Source organism: Marinitoga piezophila KA3, from assembly GCF_000255135.1.
In the GTDB taxonomy this organism is placed as follows: Bacteria; Thermotogota; Thermotogae; order Petrotogales; family Petrotogaceae; genus Marinitoga; species Marinitoga piezophila.
Genome location: NC_016751.1, coordinates 2,082,579 through 2,109,534 on the forward strand (window position 1 = coordinate 2,082,579; position 26,956 = coordinate 2,109,534).

General features: G+C 28.9%; 22 protein-coding genes. 13 read left to right on the forward strand and 9 right to left on the reverse strand.

Going from position 1 to position 26,956, the window contains the following annotated elements:
- Window positions 1–3 precede the first annotated feature (3 nt).
- Together MARPI_RS09810 and MARPI_RS09815 are read right to left on the reverse strand one after the other, a co-directional pair.
- Window positions 4–780, reverse strand: a complete 777-nt coding sequence (locus MARPI_RS09810; protein ID WP_014297435.1) for a transporter substrate-binding domain-containing protein — start codon at window positions 778–780, stop codon at window positions 4–6.
- Between the two features lie 321 nt (window positions 781–1,101).
- Window positions 1,102–1,542: a Fur family transcriptional regulator gene (locus MARPI_RS09815; RefSeq protein ID WP_014297436.1), complete on the reverse strand. Its 441-nt coding sequence runs from the start codon at window positions 1,540–1,542 to the stop codon at window positions 1,102–1,104.
- Between the two features lie 147 nt (window positions 1,543–1,689).
- Between MARPI_RS09815 and MARPI_RS09820 the strand changes: the two genes are divergently transcribed.
- On the forward strand, window positions 1,690–2,400 hold the full coding sequence (locus MARPI_RS09820; protein WP_014297437.1) for a tetratricopeptide repeat protein: 711 nt from the start codon (window positions 1,690–1,692) through the stop codon (window positions 2,398–2,400).
- 23 nt (window positions 2,401–2,423) lie between these two features.
- Here MARPI_RS09820 and MARPI_RS09825 read toward each other — a convergent pair whose 3' ends face one another.
- The 6 genes from MARPI_RS09825 to MARPI_RS10865 form a co-directional block, all read right to left on the reverse strand.
- The gene (locus tag MARPI_RS09825) at window positions 2,424–3,803 is read right to left on the reverse strand and encodes a Do family serine endopeptidase (RefSeq protein ID WP_014297438.1); all 1,380 of its coding nucleotides are present in this window, start codon (window positions 3,801–3,803) and stop codon (window positions 2,424–2,426) included.
- 79 nt (window positions 3,804–3,882) lie between these two features.
- A complete protein-coding gene (locus MARPI_RS10860; protein ID WP_014297439.1) occupies window positions 3,883–5,349 on the reverse strand; it encodes an ATP-binding cassette domain-containing protein in 1,467 nt (488 codons plus the stop codon).
- A 15-nt stretch (window positions 5,350–5,364) separates the two neighbouring features.
- A complete protein-coding gene (uvrC, locus tag MARPI_RS09835; protein WP_014297440.1) occupies window positions 5,365–7,098 on the reverse strand; it encodes an excinuclease ABC subunit UvrC in 1,734 nt (577 codons plus the stop codon).
- Window positions 7,088–7,903, reverse strand: a complete 816-nt coding sequence (locus MARPI_RS09840) for a GGDEF domain-containing protein (RefSeq protein WP_148265173.1) — start codon at window positions 7,901–7,903, stop codon at window positions 7,088–7,090. The genes uvrC and MARPI_RS09840 overlap by 11 nt, the downstream gene beginning before the upstream one ends.
- On the reverse strand, window positions 7,857–8,378 hold the full coding sequence (locus MARPI_RS09845) for a DUF501 domain-containing protein (protein WP_014297442.1): 522 nt from the start codon (window positions 8,376–8,378) through the stop codon (window positions 7,857–7,859). Before MARPI_RS09845 ends, MARPI_RS09840 begins: the two co-directional genes overlap by 47 nt.
- On the reverse strand, window positions 8,345–9,193 hold the full coding sequence (locus MARPI_RS10865) for a 50S ribosomal protein L11 methyltransferase (RefSeq protein ID WP_014297443.1): 849 nt from the start codon (window positions 9,191–9,193) through the stop codon (window positions 8,345–8,347). The genes MARPI_RS09845 and MARPI_RS10865 overlap by 34 nt, the downstream gene beginning before the upstream one ends.
- A 252-nt stretch (window positions 9,194–9,445) precedes the next feature.
- On the opposite strand from MARPI_RS10865, the gene MARPI_RS09855 reads away from it, so the two are divergent.
- From MARPI_RS09855 to MARPI_RS09880, 6 genes are all read left to right on the forward strand, one after another.
- Window positions 9,446–10,105: a phosphatase PAP2 family protein gene (locus tag MARPI_RS09855; RefSeq protein WP_014297444.1), complete on the forward strand. Its 660-nt coding sequence runs from the start codon at window positions 9,446–9,448 to the stop codon at window positions 10,103–10,105.
- Window positions 10,106–10,195: 90 nt separating this feature from the next.
- Window positions 10,196–10,891, forward strand: coding sequence for a rhomboid family intramembrane serine protease (locus MARPI_RS09860; protein WP_014297445.1), 696 nt, complete (start codon window positions 10,196–10,198; stop codon window positions 10,889–10,891).
- Window positions 10,892–10,932: 41 nt separating this feature from the next.
- Window positions 10,933–12,807 carry a tRNA uridine-5-carboxymethylaminomethyl(34) synthesis enzyme MnmG gene (gene mnmG / locus MARPI_RS09865; protein ID WP_014297446.1) on the forward strand — a complete coding sequence of 625 codons (1,875 nt, stop codon included), beginning with the start codon at window positions 10,933–10,935 and terminating at the stop codon, window positions 12,805–12,807.
- A 304-nt stretch (window positions 12,808–13,111) separates the two neighbouring features.
- The gene (gene bcp, locus MARPI_RS09870) at window positions 13,112–13,588 is read left to right on the forward strand and encodes a thioredoxin-dependent thiol peroxidase (RefSeq protein WP_014297447.1); all 477 of its coding nucleotides are present in this window, start codon (window positions 13,112–13,114) and stop codon (window positions 13,586–13,588) included.
- 15 nt (window positions 13,589–13,603) lie between these two features.
- Entirely contained in the window at window positions 13,604–14,755 is a 1,152-nt protein-coding gene (rlmD, locus tag MARPI_RS09875) for a 23S rRNA (uracil(1939)-C(5))-methyltransferase RlmD (protein ID WP_014297448.1), read from the forward strand.
- 82 nt (window positions 14,756–14,837) lie between these two features.
- A complete protein-coding gene (locus MARPI_RS09880; RefSeq protein ID WP_014297449.1) occupies window positions 14,838–15,113 on the forward strand; it encodes a hypothetical protein in 276 nt (91 codons plus the stop codon).
- A gap of 41 nt (window positions 15,114–15,154) precedes the next feature.
- Here MARPI_RS09880 and pulA read toward each other — a convergent pair whose 3' ends face one another.
- Window positions 15,155–17,749, reverse strand: a complete 2,595-nt coding sequence (gene pulA / locus MARPI_RS09885; RefSeq protein WP_014297450.1) for a type I pullulanase — start codon at window positions 17,747–17,749, stop codon at window positions 15,155–15,157.
- 264 nt (window positions 17,750–18,013) lie between these two features.
- Here pulA and rsmH point away from each other — a divergent pair, with 264 nt between their 5' ends.
- The 6 genes from rsmH to MARPI_RS09915 are packed head-to-tail and all read left to right on the forward strand — an operon-like array spanning window position 18,014 to window position 26,954.
- Window positions 18,014–18,901 carry a 16S rRNA (cytosine(1402)-N(4))-methyltransferase RsmH gene (rsmH, locus tag MARPI_RS09890; RefSeq protein ID WP_014297451.1) on the forward strand — a complete coding sequence of 296 codons (888 nt, stop codon included), beginning with the start codon at window positions 18,014–18,016 and terminating at the stop codon, window positions 18,899–18,901.
- A gap of 16 nt (window positions 18,902–18,917) precedes the next feature.
- Window positions 18,918–19,193: a hypothetical protein gene (locus MARPI_RS09895; protein ID WP_014297452.1), complete on the forward strand. Its 276-nt coding sequence runs from the start codon at window positions 18,918–18,920 to the stop codon at window positions 19,191–19,193.
- Window positions 19,194–19,197: 4 nt separating this feature from the next.
- Window positions 19,198–20,877, forward strand: a complete 1,680-nt coding sequence (locus MARPI_RS09900) for a penicillin-binding transpeptidase domain-containing protein (protein WP_014297453.1) — start codon at window positions 19,198–19,200, stop codon at window positions 20,875–20,877.
- Window positions 20,874–21,839, forward strand: coding sequence for a DNA polymerase III subunit delta (locus MARPI_RS09905; protein ID WP_014297454.1), 966 nt, complete (start codon window positions 20,874–20,876; stop codon window positions 21,837–21,839). Before MARPI_RS09900 ends, MARPI_RS09905 begins: the two co-directional genes overlap by 4 nt.
- 4 nt (window positions 21,840–21,843) lie before the next feature.
- Window positions 21,844–22,932, forward strand: a complete 1,089-nt coding sequence (locus MARPI_RS09910; protein ID WP_014297455.1) for an HD domain-containing protein — start codon at window positions 21,844–21,846, stop codon at window positions 22,930–22,932.
- A 20-nt stretch (window positions 22,933–22,952) separates the two neighbouring features.
- Window positions 22,953–26,954: a diguanylate cyclase gene (locus tag MARPI_RS09915; RefSeq protein ID WP_014297456.1), complete on the forward strand. Its 4,002-nt coding sequence runs from the start codon at window positions 22,953–22,955 to the stop codon at window positions 26,952–26,954.
- Window positions 26,955–26,956 lie beyond the last annotated feature (2 nt).

The following is a 26,956-nucleotide window of genomic DNA, read 5'->3' on the forward strand; positions in this document are numbered from 1 at the left end:
AGTTTATTCACCCCAATCGTATTCAATCATCCATTTTTGTTTTAATTGATCTAATGTTCCGTCTGTTTTTACGCATTCTATAAATGTGTTTAACCATAATAATAGATCAATATTTTCCTTTTTTACAGCAATTCCTAATTTTTCTTTGTTTAAAAGATTTTCTGTTGTTTTTATAGCAGGATATTTTTTTGATATAGAGCCGTAGTATAATTCATCAAAGACCATAGCATCAGCTTTTTTGGTGATTATTTGATATGCTGCAGCATCAACAGTTTCAAATGTAAGAATTTTAGCTTCCGGGAAAAACTTTCTTGCTGCAAATTCCCCTGTTGTACCGAGCTGGACAGCTATTTTTGCTTTGTTTCCCATTTTCTTAAGATCGTTTTCAGTTAAACCATTGGGATATTTATCGCTATTGTAGAATATAATCTGACCTGTTTCATAATAAGAAGTTGTGAAATTAACCTTTAAAGCCCTTTCAGGTGTTATTGTCATTCCAGCTAAAATGAAATCAAATTTATCTGCTAACAATGCAGGAATAATACCGTCCCAATTAGTAATTACAAATTTTACTTTTACACCTAAAACATCAGCCATCATTTTTGCCAGTTCAACTTCATAACCAATTCTTTCGCCTTTTGTGTTTACACCGTAAAATGGAGCATAAGCAGGATCCTGACCAATTAGTAACACACCGCGTTTTTGAATTTCCTCAATTTTTCCTCCGAATATCACCATACTTAAAATTACAACAACCATCATAACAAATACCTTTTTCATAATCTCTCCCTCCCATATATAAAAATTTAGAATTTTTGATAATAAAAAAGGGCCACACTTTTTAAAGTGTGGCCCTTTGGATTCCTTGAGTCAATACGACAACTCAAGGTGTTAGCCTCAGGCCACACCTTGAGTGATGTCTTAATATTATTGAATTTATATTTAATGTATTTATTAAATTCATCATGTTAATATCCTCCTTCAGAATTTTTTGTAAGTATAACATAATTTTTCCTGTTTGTCAACACTAAGATAATAGTAATTAAAATGAAATATAAATTTCTTAAATAAAATAAGGCTCCAATGGGAGCCTTAATAATATTATTCATCTGTATTTTCTTCTTTTGCAAGACATTCTTTACAAATGCCTTTAATGTACAATTGTTGATCAAGGATTTTGTTTTCTTTTTCCAAATTGGAGTCAATTTTAATTTCGTGGATATCAAAATCAAAAATTTTACCACATTTAATACATTTAAAATGACCATGAAGATGTGTGTTAATATCATATCTAACTTCATTTTCATCAATTGTGATAGCAGAGACAATCCCTTTGCTCTGGAAAAGTTTTAATGTGTTATAAACGGTTGTTTTTGATAATGTTGGGATTTTCACAACAAGTTCTTTGTAAATAGTGTCAACATTGGGGTGTATATGATTTTCCATTAAGAATTTATAAACCTGAATTCTCTGTAATGAAGGGGATATTTTGTGGCTTCTTAACACTTCACTGATATATTCAATTTTTTCCTGTTCACTCATAAAACCACTTCCTTTTTTGATTTTTATTTTGTTTTTATTTCAATATTAATTTTATACCATTTTCGTTAAAAAATCAAGTCCTGTCATCAAAACTTAAAATTTATGATATAATTGTATTAATAAAATATTTTGAAAAGGAGGGGGACTATGAAGAGAGCTACTTTTATTTTACTACTACTTTTTCTTTTTTCAAGCCTTTTTGGTAAAAGTTTTACAGAATATTATACTGATTTTAAAAATGCAAATAGTTTGCATGATGTAGAGAAGATAAAAATATTAATTGATGAATTAAGCAAAGAAACATCTGATGCATCTGTTTTAGCAGTTTACTGTAATGCTTTAACAGAATATGCTAATTGGGGTGTGAAAGAGGAAGAAAAGGAAAAAATTTATTCTCAGGCTGTTGAAGTTGGTAAAAAGGCAGTAGAAATTGATCCTGATAATGGTTATGCGCATTATGTTTTAGGAGCAGCTATTGGAAGGTTGGCACAGTTTAAAGGGATAGTTCAAAGTTTATTTATGCTTGGGGATTTTGATAAACATATTTCAAAAGCTATTGAACTTGATCCATCTCTATATACAGCATATATTGCAATGGGAATGAGATATAGAGATGTTCCATGGCCAATGAATAATTATAAAAAGTCGGAATATTATTTGAAGAAGGCTGCTGAAATAGAACCAGGATATGTAAATGCCTATTATGAATTAGGTGTATTGTATAAGGTATGGAAGAAATATGACAGGGCAAGAGAAATGTTTGAAAAGGTTATTGAAATGCCATTACATCCTGATTGGATTGAACAGGGAAAACAGGCAAAAATAGATGCTAAAAAAGAATTGGATTCTTTAAAATAAGAAGGGGCAGAACGCCCCTTTTATTATTTGCCCATATATTTGAAGTATATTGATCTTCTATATCCATCTCTATATAAGATGAACCCAATATAATCGCCTTTTTTGATTTTTGCTGCATATTTCTGGAAGTCTTTTACTGATTTTAATTTTATACCTTTTCCGTTTATATAAAGTTCCATGATAATATCGCCTTTTTTGATATTGATATATTGAGCTTCTGAGTTGTCTGCTACATCTTCAACCATTACACCGTACATTTCTTTTGGAAGGTTTAATTCATTTATATCTTCTGGTGTTAAGTCTCTTACTTTTATACCGAGATAGTATTTATCTGTTGTCTTTGCAAATTCTTCTCTTTCAGCAAGTATTACCTCATATTCAATTTCTCTACCTTTTCTGTTTACAACAACTTTGATATGTTCTCCAGCTGGATATGTTTTTACAATATATACCAATTCATCAGCACTGTCAATTTCTTTGTTGTCGATTTTTAAGATAACATCTCCTGGTTTTATACCAGCCTTTTCAGCAGGTGAGTCCTTTACAACATCGCTAACAAAAGCACCTTTTGTTGTATTTAATCCAAATGTTTTGGCAAGTGATTCTGTTACGTCCTGAACATATACGCCTAAATATGCTTTTGAAACTTTACCATTGTTAATTAAAGCTTCAGCGAATCTTTTTGCAAAATTAATTGGGATTGCAAAACCAAGGTTTTGTCCTTCCTGTGGATTAACTATAGCTGTATTAATACCAATTACCTGTGCGTGAATATTTAATAATGGTCCGCCACTATTTCCAGGATTTATTGCTGCGTCTGTCTGGATTAAATCAGCATATGCGCCCTGTCCATCTGGTTTAGGCAATTTTCTATGAACAGCACTTACAACGCCTAAGGTTACTGTATGTTTAAATCCTAAAGGATTACCAATTGCTATTGCCCATTCGCCAATTTGAATATTATCTGAATCACCTAATTCAATTACAGGAAGCTTATCATTTGTTTTTACCTGTAATACCGCGATATCAAGGTCTTTGTCTCCACCAACATATTTTGCTTTGTATTTTTTCCCTTCAAGTGTTGTAATTGTGATTTCGTCAGCATCTTCTACAACATGAAAATTTGTTAATATATATCCTCTTTTGTCAAAGATAAAACCTGTTCCCAAAGCTTTAAATTCCCTATCCTGTGTCCATGGTGTTTCTCCAAAGAATCTTTTATAAAAATCTTCAAAGAAAGGGTCTATTGAAGCCTTTTTATGCCCAACTGCCTCAATATTAACCACTGCAGGTGCAGCCTCATTAACAACTTTTACTACTGGTGAAACATAATCTGGATTAACAAATGCAAAAGTTGATACTGTTAGAACTACCATCATCAATGCCATTACTAATTTCTTCATCACTACCACCTCCTGTTGCAATCATTACCATAATTATTTTTGCGCAGTTTCCTTAAAAAAAACTTAGAATCAGATTAAGTTACGCTAACAAAATTTTGTTGATTTCATAAAGAATGTGATGATTTTCTTCGGAATTTCTTTTATAACTTTCTCTGAATTCGAATTTTTTGTGTATTTTTATGGGTTTTTCTTTTAAGATATATACAATTTCACCTAAAACAGAAACCTCAAATGGATCATGGGTAACCATTACTATGGTATATAATCTTTCTTTTTGTATATTTAATAATTCATTCATTACTTTGTATTTTGTTGAAATATCAAGTGAAGAAAATGCCTCGTCCATTAATATAATATCCGGTTCATATACTATAGCGCGTAATATGTTTATTCGTTTTTTCATCCCTCCAGATAATTCATCGGGATACATTAACAATACATCTTTTGATAGATTTAGAAATTCCAGCAGTTTTTCCAGCTCTTCTGTGTCGATTTTTTCATTTACCAACTCAAGGTTTTCATATACTGTAAGCCATGGAATTAGACGATCGTCCTGAAATATATATCCAATTTTTCCTTTTTTTATAATAACTCCTTTATCGGGTTTTAAAAGTTCCGCTATGAGATTCAAAATAGTTGTTTTTCCAATTCCTGATTCACCAAGCATTATGTTTATTTTGTTATGATAGAAAGTAATGTTGAATCCTTGCAATATGACGTTGCCATCAAACTGTTTGTTCAAATCTTCTATGATAATATTTTGTAAATTTCTTTCTTTTTTTATGTTAATAGAATTCTTAATATGAGGTATTTTCCCTCTATCTTTACGTTTAAGATGAGAGAGATTTTTAAGTAGTTTTTCTGAAGATAATCCTAAAATAGCGAGTAATACAGAATAGGCAAAGACACCTTCTGTATCGAGGGCTATTTTACTGAAAGAAAGACCAACACCTATGCCTCTTTCACCAGCTAAAAATTCACCAATAACAACAGCTTTCCAGAGATTTCCCGAAATAAGGTTTAACGTGGATTTTAGAAAAGGAACGAGAGATGGAATGTAGATTTTTGTAAGTATTTTTTTGTCTGGAATTTCAAAAACTTTTGCCATTTCGAGCAATTTTTTGTCTGTAGATTTTATGCCTTCTGATATGTTTAAAACTACAATAGGGAAGACTACCATAAATGAAACGAAAACAGGTGTGTAAAATCCTATTCCAAACCATAACATGGCTATGGCAATATATGAAACAACAGGAGAGCTTTGGATAATCATTAACGTTGGTCGAAAGATTTTAAAGAATTTTTCACTTAAACCAGATAATATTCCAAATGGAATGCCTATTATTGTTGAGATTATAAATCCAAGGATAATTTTTGAAATTGTACTGAATAAGTCAATATAAAAATCTTTTGTTTTGAAAAAAGATAATAATCTTAAAAAGACATTATGAGGATATGGAACGAGTAATTCATTATGCAAATAATATGCAGCCATGTGCCAGACAAGATAAATAATTAAGAATCCTAAAATAGAATATTTTTTCATTATATCCCCCCAACCTCAATCGAAGAATTCCTTTATTTTTTTTGCGACCTTTTCATTGTTTATAACCTTGTTTATTTCCTGCCAGGAAGCTTTGGAAATATTTTCAATACTTCCAAAGTGGTTTATTAAAGCCTTCTTTCTTTTTGGACCAATACCTGGAATATCGTCTAATTTTGAACGTTCAAATCTTTTTGCCCTGAGTTTTCTATTAAAGGTTATGGCAAATCTATGTGTTTCATCTCTCATGAATATAAGCATTCTTAGTACAGGATGGTCTAAGGGCAAATGTAAATCTTCAATGTCTCCTGGAAAGACTATTCTTTCATCTTCTTTTGCAATACCAACGACATCAACGTCATCAAGTGTATAACCAATTTCTTTTAAAGCTTCAACTGCGGAATTTACCTGGCCTTTTCCGCCGTCTATAAATAATAAGTCAGGTAAAGGATGTTTTGTGTATCTTCTTTTAATTACTGTTCTTATTGACTCAAAATCGTTTGGTTCTTTGAATTCGTCTAATCTGTATCTTCTATAATCATCTTTTTTAGGCTTTCCGTTTTCAAATGTAATTAATGACGCAACGGTATATAATCCCTGTAAATGTGAAATATCAATGCCTTCCATTCTATATGGGATTTTTTTAAGGGATAAAATTTCCTTTGCCTGTTTTAACGTATTGCCTAAATCCGTTTGTTTTTTTACTTCTTCCTCTAAGTTTCTATTAATTATTTCAAGTAATTCAGAGCTTTTTTCGGAAAGATTGGAAAGTTCTTTAATTCCATTGGAAATAAAGAAATGTTTTATGTCCTCATCTATTTTTTCTATGTTGAGGTCTTTAATCCATATTTCTTCGGGTAATATATTTTTTCTTACGATATAATACTGATGAAGAAAATCGTTAATGTTTCCTTCTATTGTAAAGGTCAGTTTTGATATCACATATCCATGCCTTATTATTATTAAAACGGCAATAGGGTATTCATTATCAATGGCTATTATATCAACATCTTTGTTATGGGCTATTTCAACGCCTATAGGCATGAAAAGCTTATCGAGTTTAAATAATAAATCTCGCAATTGGGCAGCTCTTTCAAAATTGAGTATTTTGGCATATTGTTTCATTGAATCTTCAATATATTTTCTTATTGATTTTACGTCTCCGTTTAAGAATTTCTTAACTTTCCTAACGGCTTTATTATACTCTTTTTTATCTACGTCAACATAACATGGTGCAAAACATTTTCCAAGATGATATAAAAAGCATGGTTTGGACTTTTTGTTTAAATTTCTTTCGCAGGTTCTTACCTTATATACCCATTGAATTATTTCAATTATCCCCCTGACCATTGATACATTTGAATATGGTCCATAAAAAAAAGCATTTTCCCCTTTTTTGGTACGAACCAGTTTTATAAGGGGAAAATCCTCTTTTGTAATAGCAATATAAGGATAAACACGTGTATCCTTTAATAAGATATTATATTTAGGTTTATGGTTGAATATTAAATTTGATTCTAAAATCAAGGCTTCATCTTCATTTCTAACTACAATATAATCAAGAAATTCGGCTTCTTCAACAATTAATTTTATCTTTTCATTTTTTTCCTGATTTGAAGGATTGAAATATGATGAAACCCTGTTTTTTAATTTTTTTGCTTTTCCGATATAAATAGGTTTTGAATCCTTGTTTTTGAATATGTATACTCCAGGTTCATTTGGTATATCTTTCAAAACCTTTCTATCGAGCATCTTCTCTTTTGCTCCTTCTTTTGTCTATATACATATTTTTATCAGCAGTTTCAAACATCTCTTCTAAAGTAATATTATCGTCTTTGGTTTTTATGTATTTTCCAGCGGCAACTGATACATTAAAGGAAGCTTTTAAAGTATCTTTTATTTTTTTGTTGATTCTTTCAATAATTTCATCAAGAACTTCTTCTTTATCTGAAGATACTATTATTAAAAATTCATCACCGCCGTATCTAATTGGTAAATCGCTTTTTCTCACAGAAGAAGCGATTATTTCACCAATTTTTTTCAGGACATAATCTCCTGTTTTATGGCCAAACTTATCGTTTACAGGTTTAAAATTATTGACGTCAATAACAATAATTCCAAAGTCTTTTCCAATATATTCCTTTAATTTAACAACCTTTGGAACAATTTCAACAAAATAACGCCTATTAAGAAGTCCAGTCAATGAATCTGTGAATATATATCTTCTTGCCCTTAGCATGTCATGAAGTGTAAATGCAAAAGCCATAAAAAAGGATATATCTCCAAGATATAATGTGTTGATATTAAATAGATTTAATATACTAAAGGTATAAATGGAAAAATCTGTCATAGGTGAAGTTATATACAAACCAAATCTTGCTACTAATAAGGCAAAGAATTTCATGCCAATATTCATAGCAGCTGTATAGTCATTTAATAGAATATTTCTAACTATAGATAATATTCCAAATAAAATCAATATGAAGATTACAAAATGTGTTCTAAAATCCCTATAATAAACAACAGATGCAGTTCGGACATTCCGCCTCTTTTTCAATTTCACGCCACACCCTTTCGCCAATTGGATTTGGTGTTCCTCCTAAATACGATGCAAGATGCAGATGTAAACATTTTATCGTTTCAAAATTTCTAATGCCACCTATTCCTACCTTTTTTAAAGCATTTTTAATCCATTCTTCTGTGCTATTATCCAGGATTTTGAGTCTTTCTTCCTGTTCTTCTTTATGGGCATTAAGATAAGAATTTAATAATTCTTCGTTATTTTTTAATTCTTCTTCCCATTTTTTGATTTTACCAAGCGATTCAAGTTTTCCTACAGCTTTAATTAAATGAGGACATGTAAGCCAGTATAATGTTGGAAATGGTTCATTATCCTTAACAGGATAACTTTTTATAACTATAGGATAACCATAAGAACAGCGTTTAGGTATGTCAATAACCTTATGAGGTTTCCTGTTTATCTGTTTTTCTATTATATTTAAATCCTTTTCTGTAGGAGAATTGATATCCATCCAGCATCTTCCTCTCTTGAAATTATATTATATTCGTGTTCTGTTATTTTTGAAAGAATTTCATTCTCGCGTTCTGCATTAATTCCAGAAAGAATTAAATAACCATTGTCATTTAAAATATTGTCGAGCTTTTCGTCATCTAATAATCTCAATAAAATTGGAACAACTATATTGGCAATTATAATATCGAATTTTTCGGAATTGTCTATATTTGAAAGTAAATCAGATTGCTTAACTGTTATATTTTCTATTCCGTTTAAATTAAATGTTTCTATAGCTTTTTCTACAGCAAGAATATCGTAATCAATTGCTACAATGTTTTTTGCGTTAAATAAATATGCGATGATAGACAATATTCCAGTTCCTGTGCCAACATCCAATACTTCTGCACCTTCACCTATAACCTTTAGTAAATTTTTTGCAGCTAGCTTTGTTGTAGGATGCAATCCGGTTCCAAAAGCTGTTCCGGGAATAATTTTTATTATTTTTGCATTTTTGGGAACACCTTCAGATTTTTCCGGATCAGGTAAAATCCAGATATTTTCCAAAAATTCAAATGGTTTTAAGGATTCAACCCAGGGTTTAAGCCATTCCTGCTCTGAAATTTCTTTTTTGGAAATGAGCTCAAATCTATCTTCAAAAAAGTTTAAAACTTCTTGTTCTGGATAATTGGGATTTATATATAGTTTTATAGCTTCCTGACCTTTTGTTGGTTTGTCTATATAGTAATTTTGAAATTCATTAATTGCAAGGAAAGTTTCTACATCTTCCTCCTGATTTTCTGGTAAAATGAAAATATATTCTATAAAATTCATATTATCAACTCCCTATTTTTAAAATCTCTTCAATTATAGTATATCATTATCTTTTAAAATTTTTCAGAAGATAAGATGAAATTTGTTGTTATTAATGGAATTTCTATTGAGAAGCTTGTTTAAATATATGTGAAAAATAAATTTTCACAAACATTATTACGAAATGAAAAGAAAATGTTGTATAATAAAAATTGCAGTTTTTTTATATATGAATAAATTTTTATAATTTCTGTTATGGGAGGGATTACCACATTGCTAGATAAACTAAGAAAATATGGTCATTTCTTATTTTTATTATATTATATAGTTATTTATCATTTGTATAAATATACAGAAACAATAAATGCTGTTCCAAAGTATGTAATATCCTCTAAAATAGATTATTATATTCCTTTTGTTAAAGAAATGGTAGTTCCTTATTTATTCTGGTATATCTATATACTTATGGCAATAATTTATTTTGGTTTTAAATCAAAAGAAGATTATTATAGATTGATTTCTTTTATGTTTGTGGGAATGACAGCATGTTATTTTATCTATATGATATATCCCAATGGTCAAAATTTAAGACCTGTAATTCAATCAAATGATTTTTTTTCAAATTTAATAAAGAATATTTATCTAAATGATACACCAACTAATACAGCTCCAAGCATCCATGTTCTGGATTCATTGGCAGTGCATTTTAGTATAATAAAAAGCAATGAATTTAAAGATAATAAGATAATGAGAAGCGTTTCTTTTATAATAATGTCTTTAATAATTGCTTCAACGGTTATGATTAAACAGCATTCAATTATAGATATAATTTATGGAATAGCGTTGAGTTTTATATTATATTTTGTAATCTACGAGATTGATATTATTGGCATTATTAAAAGTAAAAAATACGCTTCAGAATATATAGACTAATGCTTTTTGCATTAGTCTTTTTCCTATAATAAACATCATTAAGTAAATGAAATAAAATAAATTAATCTGATATGACGAAAGGAGAATAAAATGTTTCCACTAAGAGATATAAATCCCAGTAAAAGAATCCCGGTAGTTACTATAACTTTGATTATCATAAATACCATAGTGTTTTTTGTAGAGTTATCATTACCTTCTGGAATAAGAGAGCATTTCATAAACTATTATGGTTTTATTCCTGGGGAATTAACAAAAGGAATAGTAACAGGAAATATTCAATATATAATATTAAACCTATTTTCGATTTTCACAAGTATGTTTTTGCATGGAAGTTTTTTGCATATTTTGGGAAATATGTGGTCGTTGTGGTTATTTGGGGATAATGTGGAAGATACATTGGGACATTTTAAATTTCTAATGGTATATATTATAAGTGGTTATATAGCAGCATTTACACATTATATTTTTAATATAACTTCTCCTGTGGTTACCATAGGTGCATCAGGTGCAATTGCAGGAATAATAGGATTGTATTTTGTATTATTCCCATTTGCAAAAATACAGACGTTATTCATAATAATTGTATTTCCGTTTTTTATAGATATTCCTGCATTTATATTTATTGGAATTTGGTTTATGTCCCAGATATTTAATGGTGTATTATCGCTAATAGGGCCTTATTATGGTTCGGGAGTAGCATGGTGGGCTCATATAGGTGGATTTGTATATGGAGCACATCTGGCTAAAAAATATAAATGGAAGATTTATTTTGACGATAATTTATAGGTATTGATTAAAAATAAAATTATAGAGTGGAGGGACCTTTTGTGAGAAAGTTTGAAGATGACCTGATTTATGATGTTATTGTTGTTGGTGGCGGACATGCTGGAATAGAGGCTGCATATATTTCCGCTAAAATGGGAATGAAAACGTTATTGCTAACAATAAATCTTGATAATGTTGGTTGGGCACCATGTAATCCAGCAATTGGTGGTCCAGCTAAAGGTATAGTTACAAGAGAAATAGATGTGCTTGGTGGATTACAGGCGCAGGTAACTGACCAGAGTATGATTAATATCAGAATGTTAAATACCAAAAAAGGACCTGCTGTAAGAGCATTAAGAGCGCAGATAGATAAATATGACTATTCACAGAGAATGAAAAATATACTTCACACAACACCTAATCTATTATTAAGATATGGTCTTGTAAAAGAATTGGTTGTGGAAAATGGAAAGATAAAAGGTGTTGTAACTGAACTCGGCGCAAAGTACGAAGCAAAAGCTGTAATTTTAACAACAGGGACATTTTTAAGAGGGAAAATCTTTGTTGGAAGAAGTGTTTTTGAATCAGGAAGAATGGGAGATTTTCCTGCTAATGGATTAAGCGAATCATTGAAAAAGCATGGCATAAAACTCGGTAGGTTTAAAACAGGAACTCCAGCAAGAGTTTTAAAAGAAAGTATTAATTTTGAAAAAATGGAAAGACAGGATACTGCTGACGAACCATTGGCATTTTCATATTTCAGTGAACCGAAGGTTCTTGAAAAAGATTTTCCATGCTGGCTTACAAGAACTACAAAAGAAACACATGATATCATAAAAAAATATCTGATGTTCTCTCCATTATATGGTGAAGTAAAATTAATTGAAAGTATAGGGCCACGTTATTGTCCATCAATTGAAGATAAGGTTGTAAAATTTAATAAGGATTCACATCAATTATTTGTAGAACCGGAAGGAAGAAATACACAGGAATATTATATAAATGGTTTAAGTACCTCTTTACCTTATGAAGCTCAGATACAAATGGTGAGAAGTGTACCTGGTTTGGAAAATGCAATAATTGTAAGACCTGCATATGCTGTTGAATATGATTTTGCATATCCAGATCAACTTCAACATACGCTTGAATCAAAGATTATTGAAGGGTTATATTTTGCCGGGCAGATTAACGGAACCAGTGGATATGAAGAAGCTGCAGGGCAGGGCTTAATTGCAGGTATAAATGCTGCGCTTAAATTAAGAGGTGAAGAACCGTTTATTATTTCACGTGCCGAATCCTATATAGGAGTTTTAATTGATGATTTGATAATCAAAGGAACAAATGAGCCATATAGATTACTTACTTCACGTGCTGAATACAGGCTTTTATTAAGACATGACAATGCACATTTGAGATTGGCGAAGTATGGATATAAGTACGGTCTTATTCCAAAGGAATTCTATGAAAAGGTATTGAAATTAGAAAGGAATATTGATGAAGAAATTGAAAGATTGAAAAATATAAAAGTAAAACCAAATAATACAATAAACGATATTCTTGTTTCAAAAGGAACATCGGCTATAAAAATGGGAATGAGTTTATACGATATTCTCAAAAGACCGCAGGTATTATATACAGACATTATGGAATTTGATCCACAGCCAATAAAAGACAAAGAATTACTTGAACAGGTTGAGATTGCAATAAAATATGGTGGATATATAAAGAGAATGATGGAAGATGTGGAAAAAATGAAGAGGTTGGAAAAGGAAAAAATACCTGAGAATATAGACTTTTCAAAGGTGCCAAACCTTGCATTTGAAGCTGTTGAGAAATTATCCAGGGTAAGGCCTAAATCTGTAGGCCAGGCAATGAGGATACCGGGCATCACACCATCAGACATTATGAACCTAACCATGTACTTAAAGACAAAATAAAATTAAAAATATCTGTAAACAAAAAAATTATTAATTCAGAGAAGAAAACCGAATAAAAAGATGAACGAATGCTCGAAGATTGCCCGAAAAAATTGCGAGTGGCGGGGGTCAAAATCACATGGATGTGATTTTGAGTGAAGACGAACATGGATGTGAGTCTGCAACGACCCCCAAGAACGAGTAATTTTTGAGGATTAGCAATCAAGCTGCATGAGTGAATCTTTTTATGAGGTTTTCTGATATATATAACTTAATTGCACATTTTCAAAAAAATCAACATGTAAAAATTTAAAGGGGGGATTTCATGAAATATTTAAAATACAATGTAGGTGATGTTGTTGATTTTACATTATTGGATGATGAAGGAAAGGAATTTAAATTAAACGATTACAGAGGAAAATGGGTTGTTGTGTATTTTTATCCAAAAGACAATACAAAAGGCTGTACAACAGAAGCAATAGATTTTACAGAAATGCTTGATGAATTCAAGAAATTAAATGCAGAAATTGTTGGTATAAGTCCTGATGGTATAGATAAACATCAAAAATTCAAAACAAAGCATAATCTAAAGGTTAAGTTATTAAGTGATGAAGAAAAAAAGGTTTTAGAAGATTTTGGTGTGTGGCAATTGAAAAAGATGTATGGCAGGGAATATTATGGTGTTGTAAGAACAACAGTTTTAGTAGATCCTGAAGGAAAAATTGCACATGTCTGGGAAAAGGTTAGAGTAAAAGGGCATGTGGAAGATGTTTTAAACAAATTAAAAGAATTACAAAAATAAAGTGGAGGTTTATTGATGGAAAATATATGTAATGCATTTGGTAAATGTGGAGGATGTACTTATTTAGATATAGATTATAATGAGCAATTGAAGAAAAAAACAGAAGAGATTTTAGAACTTTTCAATGAAAGCAAAATGGAAATAAAAAATTATGAAGGTGTAATTACTTCACCTATTAAATATCATTACAGAAACAAAATGGAATATTCATTTGGTAATGAATATAAAGACGGTCCCCTTACAATAGGTTTAAGAGGTAAAGGGAGATTTTATGATGTTTATTCTGCTAAAGACTGTAAAATAGCCCCAAAAGACTTTGGGAAAATAATAGAATTTTCAGAAGAGTTTTTTAAGGATATACCATTTAGAAATTATAGAAAACATACTGGTTATTTAAGACATCTTGTTATGAGAAAAGGATTTAAAACCAATGAGATTCTTTTAAATATTGCAACATCTTCAGAAGATTTTCATTCATATGTTGAAAAATGGACTGAAGAAGTAAGAAAAATAGAACTTGAAGGAAATATAGTAAGTATATATCATACCATTACAGATGCAAAATCAACGGTAGTCAGACCTGATGAAGTAAGAAAACTTTATGGAAAGGATTATTTTGAGGAAAAAGTACTTGATTTAACCTTTAAAATAGGTCCTTTTTCTTTCTTGCAAACAAATACATTGGGATCTGAAGTGTTATATTCAAAAGTTCTGGAATATTTAAACAAAACTGCAGAAACAGGATTAGACCTTTATTGTGGTGCAGGAACAATTACATTGTTAATGGCAAAAACATTAAAAAAGGTTGTTGGCGTGGAAATAATAAAAGAGGCTGTTGATGCAGCATGGGAAAATGCGAAAAATAATAATGTTGAAAATGTTGAATTTTATCTTGGAGATGCAAAGGATGTAGTAAAGGAATTGGATATTAAATTTGATAGTGTGGTTGTTGACCCGCCAAGGGCAGGATTGCATAAAAACGTTATTAAATTCCTTTTAGACAATAAATTTGAAAATATCGTATATGTTTCATGTAATCCCAAAAACTTTGTAAGGGATATGATTATGCTTAAAGAATTGTATGAAATTGAAAATTTTGTTTTTGTAGATATGTTCCCTCACACTAAACATCTTGAATCAGTAGCGCTCCTGAAGAAAAAAGCTTAGAAATCTTTTTTTAATTTAATTTTTCATTTTCATTAAAATGTGGTATAATATATATGTCAAAATTAATCAGGGAGGGATATATATGGCTAAATACGTTGCTGATAGGGTTGATTTAGATTTGATATTAGTAAAGCCCGTGGAAGATTTAAGGGTTGAAAGAATTTCTCTTGAAGAATTAAAACACGGGATAAAAGAAGGTTTTGAAAGTCACGTAAGAGATGCAGAATGTGCAAAAAAAATTAGTGAACTATTAGAAACAGAAGTTAAAGTAAATGAGAATCCATATAAATTAAATAAAGACGATACCTTATATGTCGTAAGTGGTGAAAATTATTATAGATTAAAATACATATATTAAATAATAAATAAAAATGGCAGGTTTTTAGACCTGCCATTTTTTTATTGTTGATATAAAACATATGTTGATAAAGGTTCTAAGGTGATTTTGGTTTCTGAGGTATTGATTATTTCTGTTCCAGCCTTTTCTCCGTTTACAACTATATTCCATTTTCCTTCAGGTAAATTAAAAGATACCTTTGAAGAATTAGCGTTGTAGATTACGAGTATATTTTTCCATTTATCTCCATTTGCATTGTTTTTTAAGATAAATGCAACCATTCTCTTTTTTGGAGTTTTTAAAAATTCAAGGTGTTGTTTAATCATTTCTGCATTGGTCATTCTAAATGCGGGATGTTCTTTTCTCAATTGAATTAATCCTTTGTAATATTCAAAAATATCATAATATTTTGCTTTGCGTGACCAGTCAAATTCATTTGGTAATTGTTTGTTATAAGGATTGTGTTCGCCCATTTTTGTTCTTGCAAAATCAACACCGCCATGTAAAAATGCAATTCCCTGTGAAGTTAAGATTATCGCATTTGAAAATTTCTGTGATTTTTTAAGTTTTTCTTCAATGTTTTCAGGAACTTTTTCCTTCCATGGCTCATATCCAAGTGCAATTGCATTTTTATCCCATAATGTGTGATTATCATGGTTTGAAACATAATTTATTGTTTCTTCTGGATCTGCAGCCCATAATCTAATTCTTGAATCATAAGTTATAGAGCCTACAACACCTCTTTTGATTTTTGTTTCCTTTCCAAGAGAACCTAATCCAAAACCTTTTTTCTTTGCATCAAAAACACTACCCCTAATAGCATTTCTTATGTCATCGTTGAATACTGCTATATGAAGATTTTTTTGATCTCCTTTTCCAAATAATAATTTTCCTCCTCCTGTCCATGGTTCACCATATAATAAAATATCAGGATCTATTTTATGTAATTCTTCAGAAATTTTAGCCATAGTTTTTTTATCTATTAATCCCATTAAATCAAATCTGAAACCGTCAATATGATACTCTTTTGCCCAGTATTTTACTGAGTCTACAATGAATTTTCTGACCATAGGTCTTTCTGTTGCAATTTCATTTCCAACACCTGATCCATTTGTATAATGTCCCATGTCATCTGTTCTATAATAATAGTAAGGAACAGTTTGATCAAATGCAGAACCTTCTCCTACAACTGCTGTGTGATTATATACAACATCAAGAACAACCCTTATACCGTTTTCATGGAATTTTTTAACCATTTCCTTTACTTCATATATTCTTGATTTTGGATCAAATGGATTTACTGAATAAAAGCCGTCAGGAACGTTATATAATTTTGGATCATATCCCCAACCGTATTGTTCGCTGAATTTCGTTTCATCGATAAAGTATATATCCTGAATTGGCATAATATGGACATGAGTTATTCCTAATTCTTTTAAATGAGATAAACCTGTTTTTACTCCATCGGGACCTTTAGTATTTTCTTCTACAAGTCCAAGGTATTTGCCTCTTAGCTTTTCGGAGACACCTGAATTTTCATTGATTGTAAAATCTTTTACATGTATTTCGTATACTATTGCATCTTCAGGGTTTACGAATGGAGGTTTAATGTCTTTATTCCAATTATCTGGATTAGTTTCATTTAAATCGATTATTGCTGACTTTTCAGAATTAATTGAAACAGCTTTTGAATAAGGATCTACAGTTTCTCTATATTTTCCGTATGAATAGAATCTATATTTATAGAACCAGCCTTGTAAATCTTTATTAATTGAGATGCTCCATACTCCGTTTTTGTCTTTCTTCATTTTATATCTTTCATCAGGAGTATTTGAATTATACTTTTTATATAATAATAATTCAGCGCTTTTTGAAACTGGAGACCAGACTTTAAATACAGATTTTTCATGAGTATAGGTAACTCCTAAATCATTTCCATCATAATAAAAATCATTTAATATATTTCTCATTATTACATTTTTCCCAACGTATCCATTTATATTTACTTCTATATTTGAATCTACTTCTTTAAAAGGATTTTTCAAAATAATCTTTATTTTATTGGTTTTTGAAATATCAGTAGGATCCAATTTTTCAACATTTTTTATTTCAAGTGATTTTCCATTTGAAATTACATTTATTTTCCCTTTCCAATTTTTTATATCAAAAGGAGTGGTTAATACACTTTTGATTTCAGTTGAAGAATCCATTATTGCGCTTAATACTCTTGGGCGTATATCAACGTCAGAAGCTTTCAAATACGGTTCTTCTACACTGGTAACAACCCAGATTTCGGCAATTCCAGATTCTGGAATTTTAACAAATCTGTCTTTTGCAACATCTTTTGCCTGCCATTCATTTAATCTTATGATATATCCAAGTTCTGTATATTTTTCATCAAAAGTTATAATTGCATATGGACCAAAATCATCTTTTCCTGTAAATTGATAGGCGTGTCCCTCAAGTGATTGTGGTTTATGTGGCCATATCCATAAATTCCATCCGTTGTAATTATTATCAAAACGATGATAATGGATAATTAATACTGTTTTTGCATTGAAGTCTTCAGCACTTTTTCCCTGAGAATAAGAAGGAAATGTAGCAAAAATAAAAACAGAGATAAGTAATGAAATGATTAAAAATGCTTTTTTTCTCATAAAAACCCTCCTATAATTAAATTTTTATATAAAAATTATATCAATTAATATAAATGAAAAAAGCGGTAATATCTGTTATTACATAAAGAAATAATGAGATAATTAATGATAATTCTGAAATAAACGCAAATAATTGACTTTTATTATAATAAGAACAAACTTTGATTTTTCGATGTTATATAATTGACTTTATTTCGATTTTACGTTATAATCAAGTATACTATAGCTTTTTGAGCATAAAAGGATTTGAAAGGGAGAGAAGAGATGAGAAAATATGAAGATTATCATAAAAGTGTAATGGTGGAAGAAGTACTAAAGTTTTTAGTAACTAAAGACGATGGTATATATGTAGACTGTACAGCAGGTGAAGGAGGACATATTAAAGCTATTTATGAAAAAACTAATGGAAAAGCAAAAATAATAGGTGTTGATGTGGATTATGAAGTTCTTGAAATAGCTGAAACTCGTCTCAAAGAAATTACTGATGATATAGAATTTTTTAAAGCTTCTTATAGAGATATTGATATTGTTCTTCATGGATTGGGAATTCCAAAGGTTGATGGTTTTTTAATGGATTTAGGCGTTTCAACGTTTCAGTTAAAAGGTGAAAATCGGGGTTTTACATTTAGAAAAGATGAACCGCTTGATATGAGAATGGATCCTGACTCTGATTTTAATGCATGGAATGTTGTAAATGAATATCCTGAAGAACAGCTTTCGAAAATAATTTTTGAGTATGGGGAAGAATTTAAGTTTGCACGAAGAATTGCCAGAAGCATTGTTAATTCGAGACCAATAAACACAACTTTTGAGCTTGTAGAAGCAATTAGAAAGGCTTTGCCAGCAAAGATTGTTTATAATAAAAGAAGGCATTTTGCAACTAAAACATTTCAGGCAATCAGAATTGAAACAAATAAGGAATTTGATAATATCAGAACAGCACTTGAAAAATTTCCTGATTTTCTTAATCCAGGTGGTCGAATTTGCGTTATATCATTCCATTCATTGGAAGATAAAATAATAAAAAATTTCTTTAGAAATAATGAAAAATTAAAGTTAGTCACAAAAAAGCCGATATTACCTTCTGAAGAAGAGGTGAATGAAAACCCAAGAGCAAGGAGTGCTCGACTGAGGGTGGCCGAAAGGATTTGAAAGGGGGCCATAGCTTATGGAAAAGAGAATTAAATATCTTTCAACTGTTAATGAAAGAACGTTACAGCAGGCAAAGGATATATCTATAGCTTTTGTTACATTTTCAGCTTTATTAATTGTGGCTGTATTATTTGTATCAACTACATTGAATTTTGGAAATAAAATTCAAAATCTTAAAAATAACGTTTATGCGTTAAATCAAAGGATTCTTGATTATCAAAACAAGATACAAACTGTTTCTACAGAGTTAGAAATATATAAACAGGCTCTTGTTGTAATGGAGGATGAATAACCTTGTGGCACGTATACGATTAACCTTTCTTGTTATAATAATTCTGTATGTTTTTATAATTTCCTATGTTTTGTTTTTAAATGTTGAAAATTCAAAAAGCTCATATGTAATTAATGAAAAAAATAAAAAAACAGCGACCTTACTGGATAGTAAAGGTCGCATTATTGCTATTGATAAACCTATTTATGAAGTGTGGCTTGATTTAAAAACTATTAGAAAAAGAGGAAAAATGGATAAAATGAAGATGCTTCTTTCAAGATATGTTTCTGAAAAGGATTTACAGCGAGATTTTGTTGATCTTGGACAATATGAAGACATGCTGGAAGTAAAAACATATATTCCAGCTGAAATATTAAAATATTCAAGGATTTATAAGACGTATCAGCGAATATATAATACTTCATATGGCATGAGAAAGAATATTGGTGAAATAAATAAAACAGAATATGGAATAGAGCCATATTTGAAAAATAATAATATGATAAATAAATCTGAAATTAAATTGACAATAGATTTAAAAATGCAAAGGATAGCCTATGAAGAATTATCCAAAACAATAAAAGAACAGGATGCAGTTGGTGGAACTGTAATTATAATGGAGACTAAAACAGGGAAAATAAGAGCGGTTGCTTCTAATTATCCTTATAATATGGCATTTATGGGTTATGTTGAACCCGGTTCTACAATGAAACCAATAATTTATTCAATAGCTCTTGAAGAAAATATTATATCTCCATATCAAAAATTTAATTTAAAGCCGAGAATAAAACCTGTTCCTGATGTAAATTTTACTATTTCTGAAGTTGAAGGTCATTATTTTAATAGCGTTGATGTAAAGGATGCAATTGCTTATTCTTCCAATGTAGCAGTTACAATGGTAATGAAGAAAATACTTGAGAATTATTCAGAAGAATGGTTATATGATAAACTCAAAAGAATGGGATTGGGTGAAAAAACAGGGGTTGAATTTTCAAAAGAGATTTCCGGGGTTTTTATGCCGCCGGATAAATGGTATAAAATTACACCATATCAGATAGCTATTGGGCAGGGAATAGGTGTAACTCCAATACAGCTTGTTTCTATATTTAATATACTTGCCAATGAAGGAAAATATATTAAGCCAACCTTTCTTGAAAATAAAAAAGGAAAAGATATACAAATATTTTCACCTGAAACGGCGGATTTGATGAAAGATTGGTTGAGATATACAATGGTAAAAGGAACTGCAAGAAAAGCATATAAACCCGGAGTTTTAATCGCCGGAAAGACAGGAACCGCACAGAAAGCTGAAGCGGGAAAAGGATACTCGGAAAAATATTATTCATTATTTGTAGGGTTTTATCCAGCATCAAAACCCAAATATACAATTGTTTCTATTGTTGATGATCCAAAACACGAGTATTATGGTGGTGAAGTTGCAGCTCCTATTGCTACAAATATTTTTTATAGGCTTGAAAATTTCAAATATAATAATAAACCTGAGATTGTTGAAGGGTATATTCCAAACCTTGTTAATAAGTCTCTTTATGAAGCTTTATTTGAATTGGAAACAATAGGTGTTGACAGTAGGAAGATAGTTATAAAAGGTAATGGTAGATATATTATTTCGCAATATCCAAAAGAAGCAAAAAAAATTGAAGATACAGATATAGTAATTTTATATTTAGGAGATGAAAAACAATGAGAAGAATTTTAATATATGGAGATTCGGAAATAAAAAAGAGTATTGAGATAAAAAATTATTTGATAGAAGATGCAGAAGTGGTAAAAATAGATAATTCTGTGCAGGATGCAGTAGAAATTTTAAAACATAATTTATTTTCAAATTCCCTTTTCGGTGGAAAAAAAGTATTAATTATAAATAATATAGATAAATTTAAGAAAAAAGAATTTACTGAAATTACAAAATTATTATCTCAGGTATCTTCTGAAAGTATAGAAAATATTATTATTACAGCATCATCAAAAGTTAAGGTGGAAGTTGAAGAAAAAAAAGAATGCAATTTACCAAAACCCTGGGAAGAAGATAAATGGATTGAATTTATAAAAGAACTTGCAGAAGACTTAAAGTGTAAATTTGAAAATGATGAAACAATAAAATACATTCTGGATATTTATGGATATACAGATACTATTTTATATGAAGAAATGAAAAAAATATCTATTTATTCTGAAGGTATAATAACGAAAGAAGCTATAAATGAAATAGGATTTGCAGCTGTAAATGTTAATTTTGAAGAGTTTGCTTATATGTTATCCACAAAAAGATGTGATGAAGTTATAAATATGGCTAAAAATTTTTCACAGATGCATGATTTTAATATAGTTTCTTTTATAAGTTATATTTTTAGATACTTTTTTGACCTTTATCGTGTTATAATAAATATAGAGCCTAAAAAAAGATTTAGCTGGCCTGAAGTGCAAAAAATATCACAAATTTCCGGTGTAAATAAAATGCGCGTAAAAAAGTTTTTAGGAGTAAAGTTTAAGAATGAAACACAGTTTTATGCCAATCATAGCGTATTGTATACAAAAAAAGATATTATGGATATCATTATAAAACTTGAAGAGATGGATAGAAAAGCAAAGCTTGGGGAAAAACAGGAAATATTAATATTTGATTTAATATCTTATATATGTGGGTGATAGTATGGGAATAGGTAAAAGTTTATTTGATTTAACTAATTTATTCACTATATATAGGTGGAATAATAGACCGGCATTGGTGAGATTTACAGAGGCAGATAATGTTTTTCACAGTTTGTTGCTTGAATTAATTGCTCTTGAATACTTAAATCAAAATCATGGGTATAAATTATCCATATCAAAAAATATCAAGGCAAAACTTTATAAGGAATTGCCGAAGATAATACTCTCCGATGTTTCGCTGGATACAAAGAAAAGAATATTAAAAAAAGATAAAAGTATCTGGGATAAAGTACTCGATAAAAGTTATAAAGAACTAAAAGAAGGCATTGTGGTTGATATTTTTAAATCAGAATATGATGAAAAATTTGAAAAGTATTCAAGTTTTATAGATTTAATGGTTGCATTGAAAGAAATTGAAGTGAATTATAGAGTGTTTCCTGAATATTTTAGTGAACCCAAAACGGAAACAGAAAACAAAATAAAAGAATTAAGAAACCTTGAATATATTGATGAACTTGAAAATATACTCAGTTATGTTTTAACGACATCAACTCGAATGACAACTATGTATAGATGGAACAAAAATCATAGAAATGTAAGAAGTTCTGTTTCTGCGCATACATTTATGGTTGTTTCCACTGCGATTGTATTTTATTATCTTGATAATCAGAAAGATGAAAATCTGCTTAATGAAATAATAATTGCATCTATTTTGCATGATTTTCCAGAAGCGTTTACAGGAGATGTTATAACTCCTACAAAGAAAAAAGTAGAAGGTCTTGAAGAAATAATTACAGATGTGGAAAATGAAATGATAGAAGAATGGTTAAAGAAAGAAAAGGATACAGAAGAGTTATTTAAAAATCTAAAAGATTATATGATTATGCCATTTGAAAAGGAATATGGAAGATATGTTAGAGCTGCAGATCTATTTAATGCATTTCTTGAAAGTGCAATAGAAATAAAAACAGGAAACTCACAGAATCTATTTAGAGAAGCATTTTTCAGTATTAAAAAGGAATTAAAAAGATTTAATTTTGATTTTATGTATGACTTAATAGATGAAATAGAAAAAATAACCTTTTTTTAACCTTTTGAGGTGATTATATTATGGATGAACTTACCACTTATTTGAATAAAAATGCTTTTGGAATTGATTATTTAAAAATAATAGAAAATAAGACATATCGCGTTAGAAAAACAAGTAGCGATAATTTTGATAATACTTTATATTATCAGATATATAATGATATATATTCCTTAAAAGACTTTGGTGTTGACCTGCCTGTTAAAATAGAAAATACAAATGGAACATATGAGATTTATTTTAATTACTGGAATGAAGTTTCAATAACAAGAAAAAAACTAACAGAAAATGAATTTTTTGAGGTTTTATATACATTATACGATTTATTTGATCGAATTACTCATGCAACAAAATGGTATGTTGATTATATATATCTGGAAGATATATTTATAGATGAATTGGGAAATGTCTCAATAATTTTACCTTTTTTTGAAACAGAAGAAGAAAATGAATATATTATAACAAGTGAATTAGATGCAGAAGCAGGTGTAATTGACATTTTAAAAAAAGCTACACTTGAGATATATAATCTTCTGGAATCTAAAAATAAAACAGTTAAAGACTTTATCAAGGAAATAAAAGAATATAAATTTGAATGTGTTCATGATTTTTATATTATATTATCTAATTATTATATTTCAAAAAAAATACATCCATTAAAGATACCACATTTTCTGGATAGAGTTGAAGAAAGAAATTTTATCCTTGAAAATTTAAAAGGAAATACACATTTTTATATCTATGGAAAACAGCGTGTTGGAAAAACACAACTTATAAATTTTCTGACCCCAAAATTCAAAGAATTGGGGTATGAAGTTATATATGCTAAAAACTTTAAGGATATTGTTCCTGGTTTACCGGAAACAATGACAAATTCTATGAATATATTTCATTTTATAGAGTTTCTTAAGGCTTTAAAAGGTAAGAATGAAGACTTTAAACTGATAATATTAATAGATGATTATCAGAGTACATCCACAACATTTAAAAATTTTATAAAAACCTTGATATTAAAAGAATTTGATTTCCCATTTTCTATATTTATAATTTCTCATGAAAAGTTTGATTTTGATAACGACAAGATAAAATATTTAGAAATTAAACCGTTTTCAAAGGAAATTGCAACTATATTTTTGAAAACAATATTATCAAGTGAATTTATAAAAGAAAATCCTGATTTTGTGGAAATTGTATATTCATATTCTCGTGGATTACCGGGGAATATGTTCCATATAATAAAAAACTTTTATGAACAGAATATTCTGGAATATAAAAATGAAAAATGGGTATTTAATATAGAAAAGATAAAAAACAGGAAGATATATGATTTTATTCTCGAACAGATAAAACATATTCCCGAAAAATATATAAATTGCTTAAAATATATTTCTACTCTGGGATTTATGTTTAATAGCGAAGAATTAAAAACTCTTTCTGATTTTCTGAACAAAGATTTTAAAGAAGTAATAGATTTTGCAATAGAAAAAGGAATTATTCTCGTAGAAGGGAAAAATTATAAATTCTTTAATCTGGTATATCAAGAACGATTGCATCAAATGCTTTCTCAGGAAGAAATAGAGAATGTACATGGATATTTGTTGTGTAAAACAAAGGACATAGATAAGAAGATATTCCATCTTGTTAGTATGGGAAAAAATAAGAATGCAGCAGCTCTTATAATAAAAGAAATGAAAAAGAAGATTTTTAACTGGGAAGATTTAAATTTAATAGAGATATGGTTTGAACGCTTAAAAGATTTAGTGGAAGATATACCAAATTCAGCTATAGCCCTTTATTTAACAAAGAAATTCTTTTTAAATGAGTATTCTCAAGAACTCGAAGTTTATCTTGACAAATTAAAAAATTCGAAGGTTTATAATTATATATATATAATATTCTTTAAGTTTAAAAATCCTGATGTTGCAAAGGAACACTTTGAATTTTTAATTAACAAAAAAGGTATAGCGGATTATAAAAAAGCGCTATATACTTATTTCTATTTTTATTTTAAATTTGATGAGCTAAAAAGAGAAGAAATTTATGATTATTATTTATATCTTGAAAGCTATGTGTTTTCAAAACATCATAATTTAAGGAAATTTCAGACATTAAAAGGATTATTATTAAATATACTTGCGTTAAAAATGCAGAAAGATTTACCTGATCTGGCGTTAAATTATTTCAACGATGCATTGAGAATAGCTAAGGAAATTAAATATAATAGATTATTGCAGGTTTTATATAGCAATATGGCTTCGTTATATGAAGTATTAAATTCACCTTTAAATGAATATTATTTTAAAAAGGTGCTTGAAATCTCAAAAAGTATAGGGGATTTTTCAAGTTATAATAGAACATTGGTAAGTATTGCAAATACCGAATTATACAAAGGAAATGTAAAAGACTTCTTTTATTTAATTAATAAAGCGGAAGAATATTCAAGAATAAACAATGATTATGAAAATCTTATTTCAATATATGAATTAAAAAATATATATTATTTATATGGAATAGATTTTTCAAATTTAAATACACTTATTAAATCATTGAATGTTTTAAATAAAAATTATTATTTAAAAGAAAGAATAGAAAACGTTATTAATAATATAATAATCTTAAAGGCTTTTTATGAACATGATTTTGATACATTAAAAGATGAGAAATTAATGGAGTTTATTGAAAAAGATGATTTTTATAGGCATTTTTATTATCTTCTAAAAGAAGATGAAGAAGAAAAAGTATATAAACACTGGCTATTCTTCAAAAATAATCCATTTTTGTATTTAAAAGAAGAATTAATAAATATACTTGCTCCTAAGATTGCGCATTATTCATTTGCAGATGAATTTGAAAAATGGGCATTATCTCTTGAAGAAGAGTTAAAAGAGAAAAAATTATCCTTAACATTAATTTATGAAGGTCTGGGATATTTTTACGATATAAAAAGAAAAAAACTCAAGTCATTGAAATATTTAAGAACAGCTCAAATGAACTATGAAATGTTCTTTATGAAAAACAAGTTTGATAAAATAAATGATTATTTAACGAATAAATTTAATATGCCAAGTTTTGCCTTTGATTTTTCAGATATTGAAATTGAAGATGAAACTAACAGAAAAATATTTGAAAAATTACAGAATAAAATTAACTTCTATGAAAAAATAAATGAACTCTCTTTAAATCTGTTAAAATCAAATTCTCCGAAATACGTAATAAATAAAATAGGGAACTTTTTAAAGAATAATTTTCCTGTAGATACTGTATTTTTAAAATTAAAAACAGATTTATATGACGTTGAATATGCATTTAATGCAAGAGAACCTGTTATGTATAAAAACGATATATTTTTATTAAATCCATTGACTGTCTCATTTAAAGCTGAATATAAAGATTTTACCTATTATATATATTTTGCCAATAAAAATATAGAATTAGAAAAAAGTGAAGCTAATTATATACTTGATTCATTAATTATAATTGAGCAATTGTTAACTTCTATACTTGATAAAATAGTACATTATGAAAACAGTATAGTTGATCCATTAACATCTGCATTTTCAAGAAGATATCTTGAAAATAAATTAAATGAATTAATAGGATTAAATGAAAGATACAAATTTACATTCTCCATCATAATGCTTGATATTGATAATTTCAAAAGAATAAACGATACATACGGGCATCAAAAAGGTGATGAAGTATTAATAGAACTTGTAAGAAGTCTGAAAAATAATTTAAGGGACTTTGATATAGTATGTAGATATGGTGGAGAAGAGTTTATAGTTATTCTTCCAAATACCAGTTTAAATGCAGCCGGAAAAATAGCAGAAAGATTAAGAATAGAGGTAAATAGAGATTTATTAGATGTAACAGGTCTTGATATTACATGCAGTTTTGGAGTTTCATCTATAGAAAACATAATGAAAGAACCAAAAGCAAAACATCTTATAAAAAATGCAGATGATGCATTGTATAAGGCTAAGAATACTGGAAAAAATAAAGTTGTTATATCGAGAGGAGATTAGCG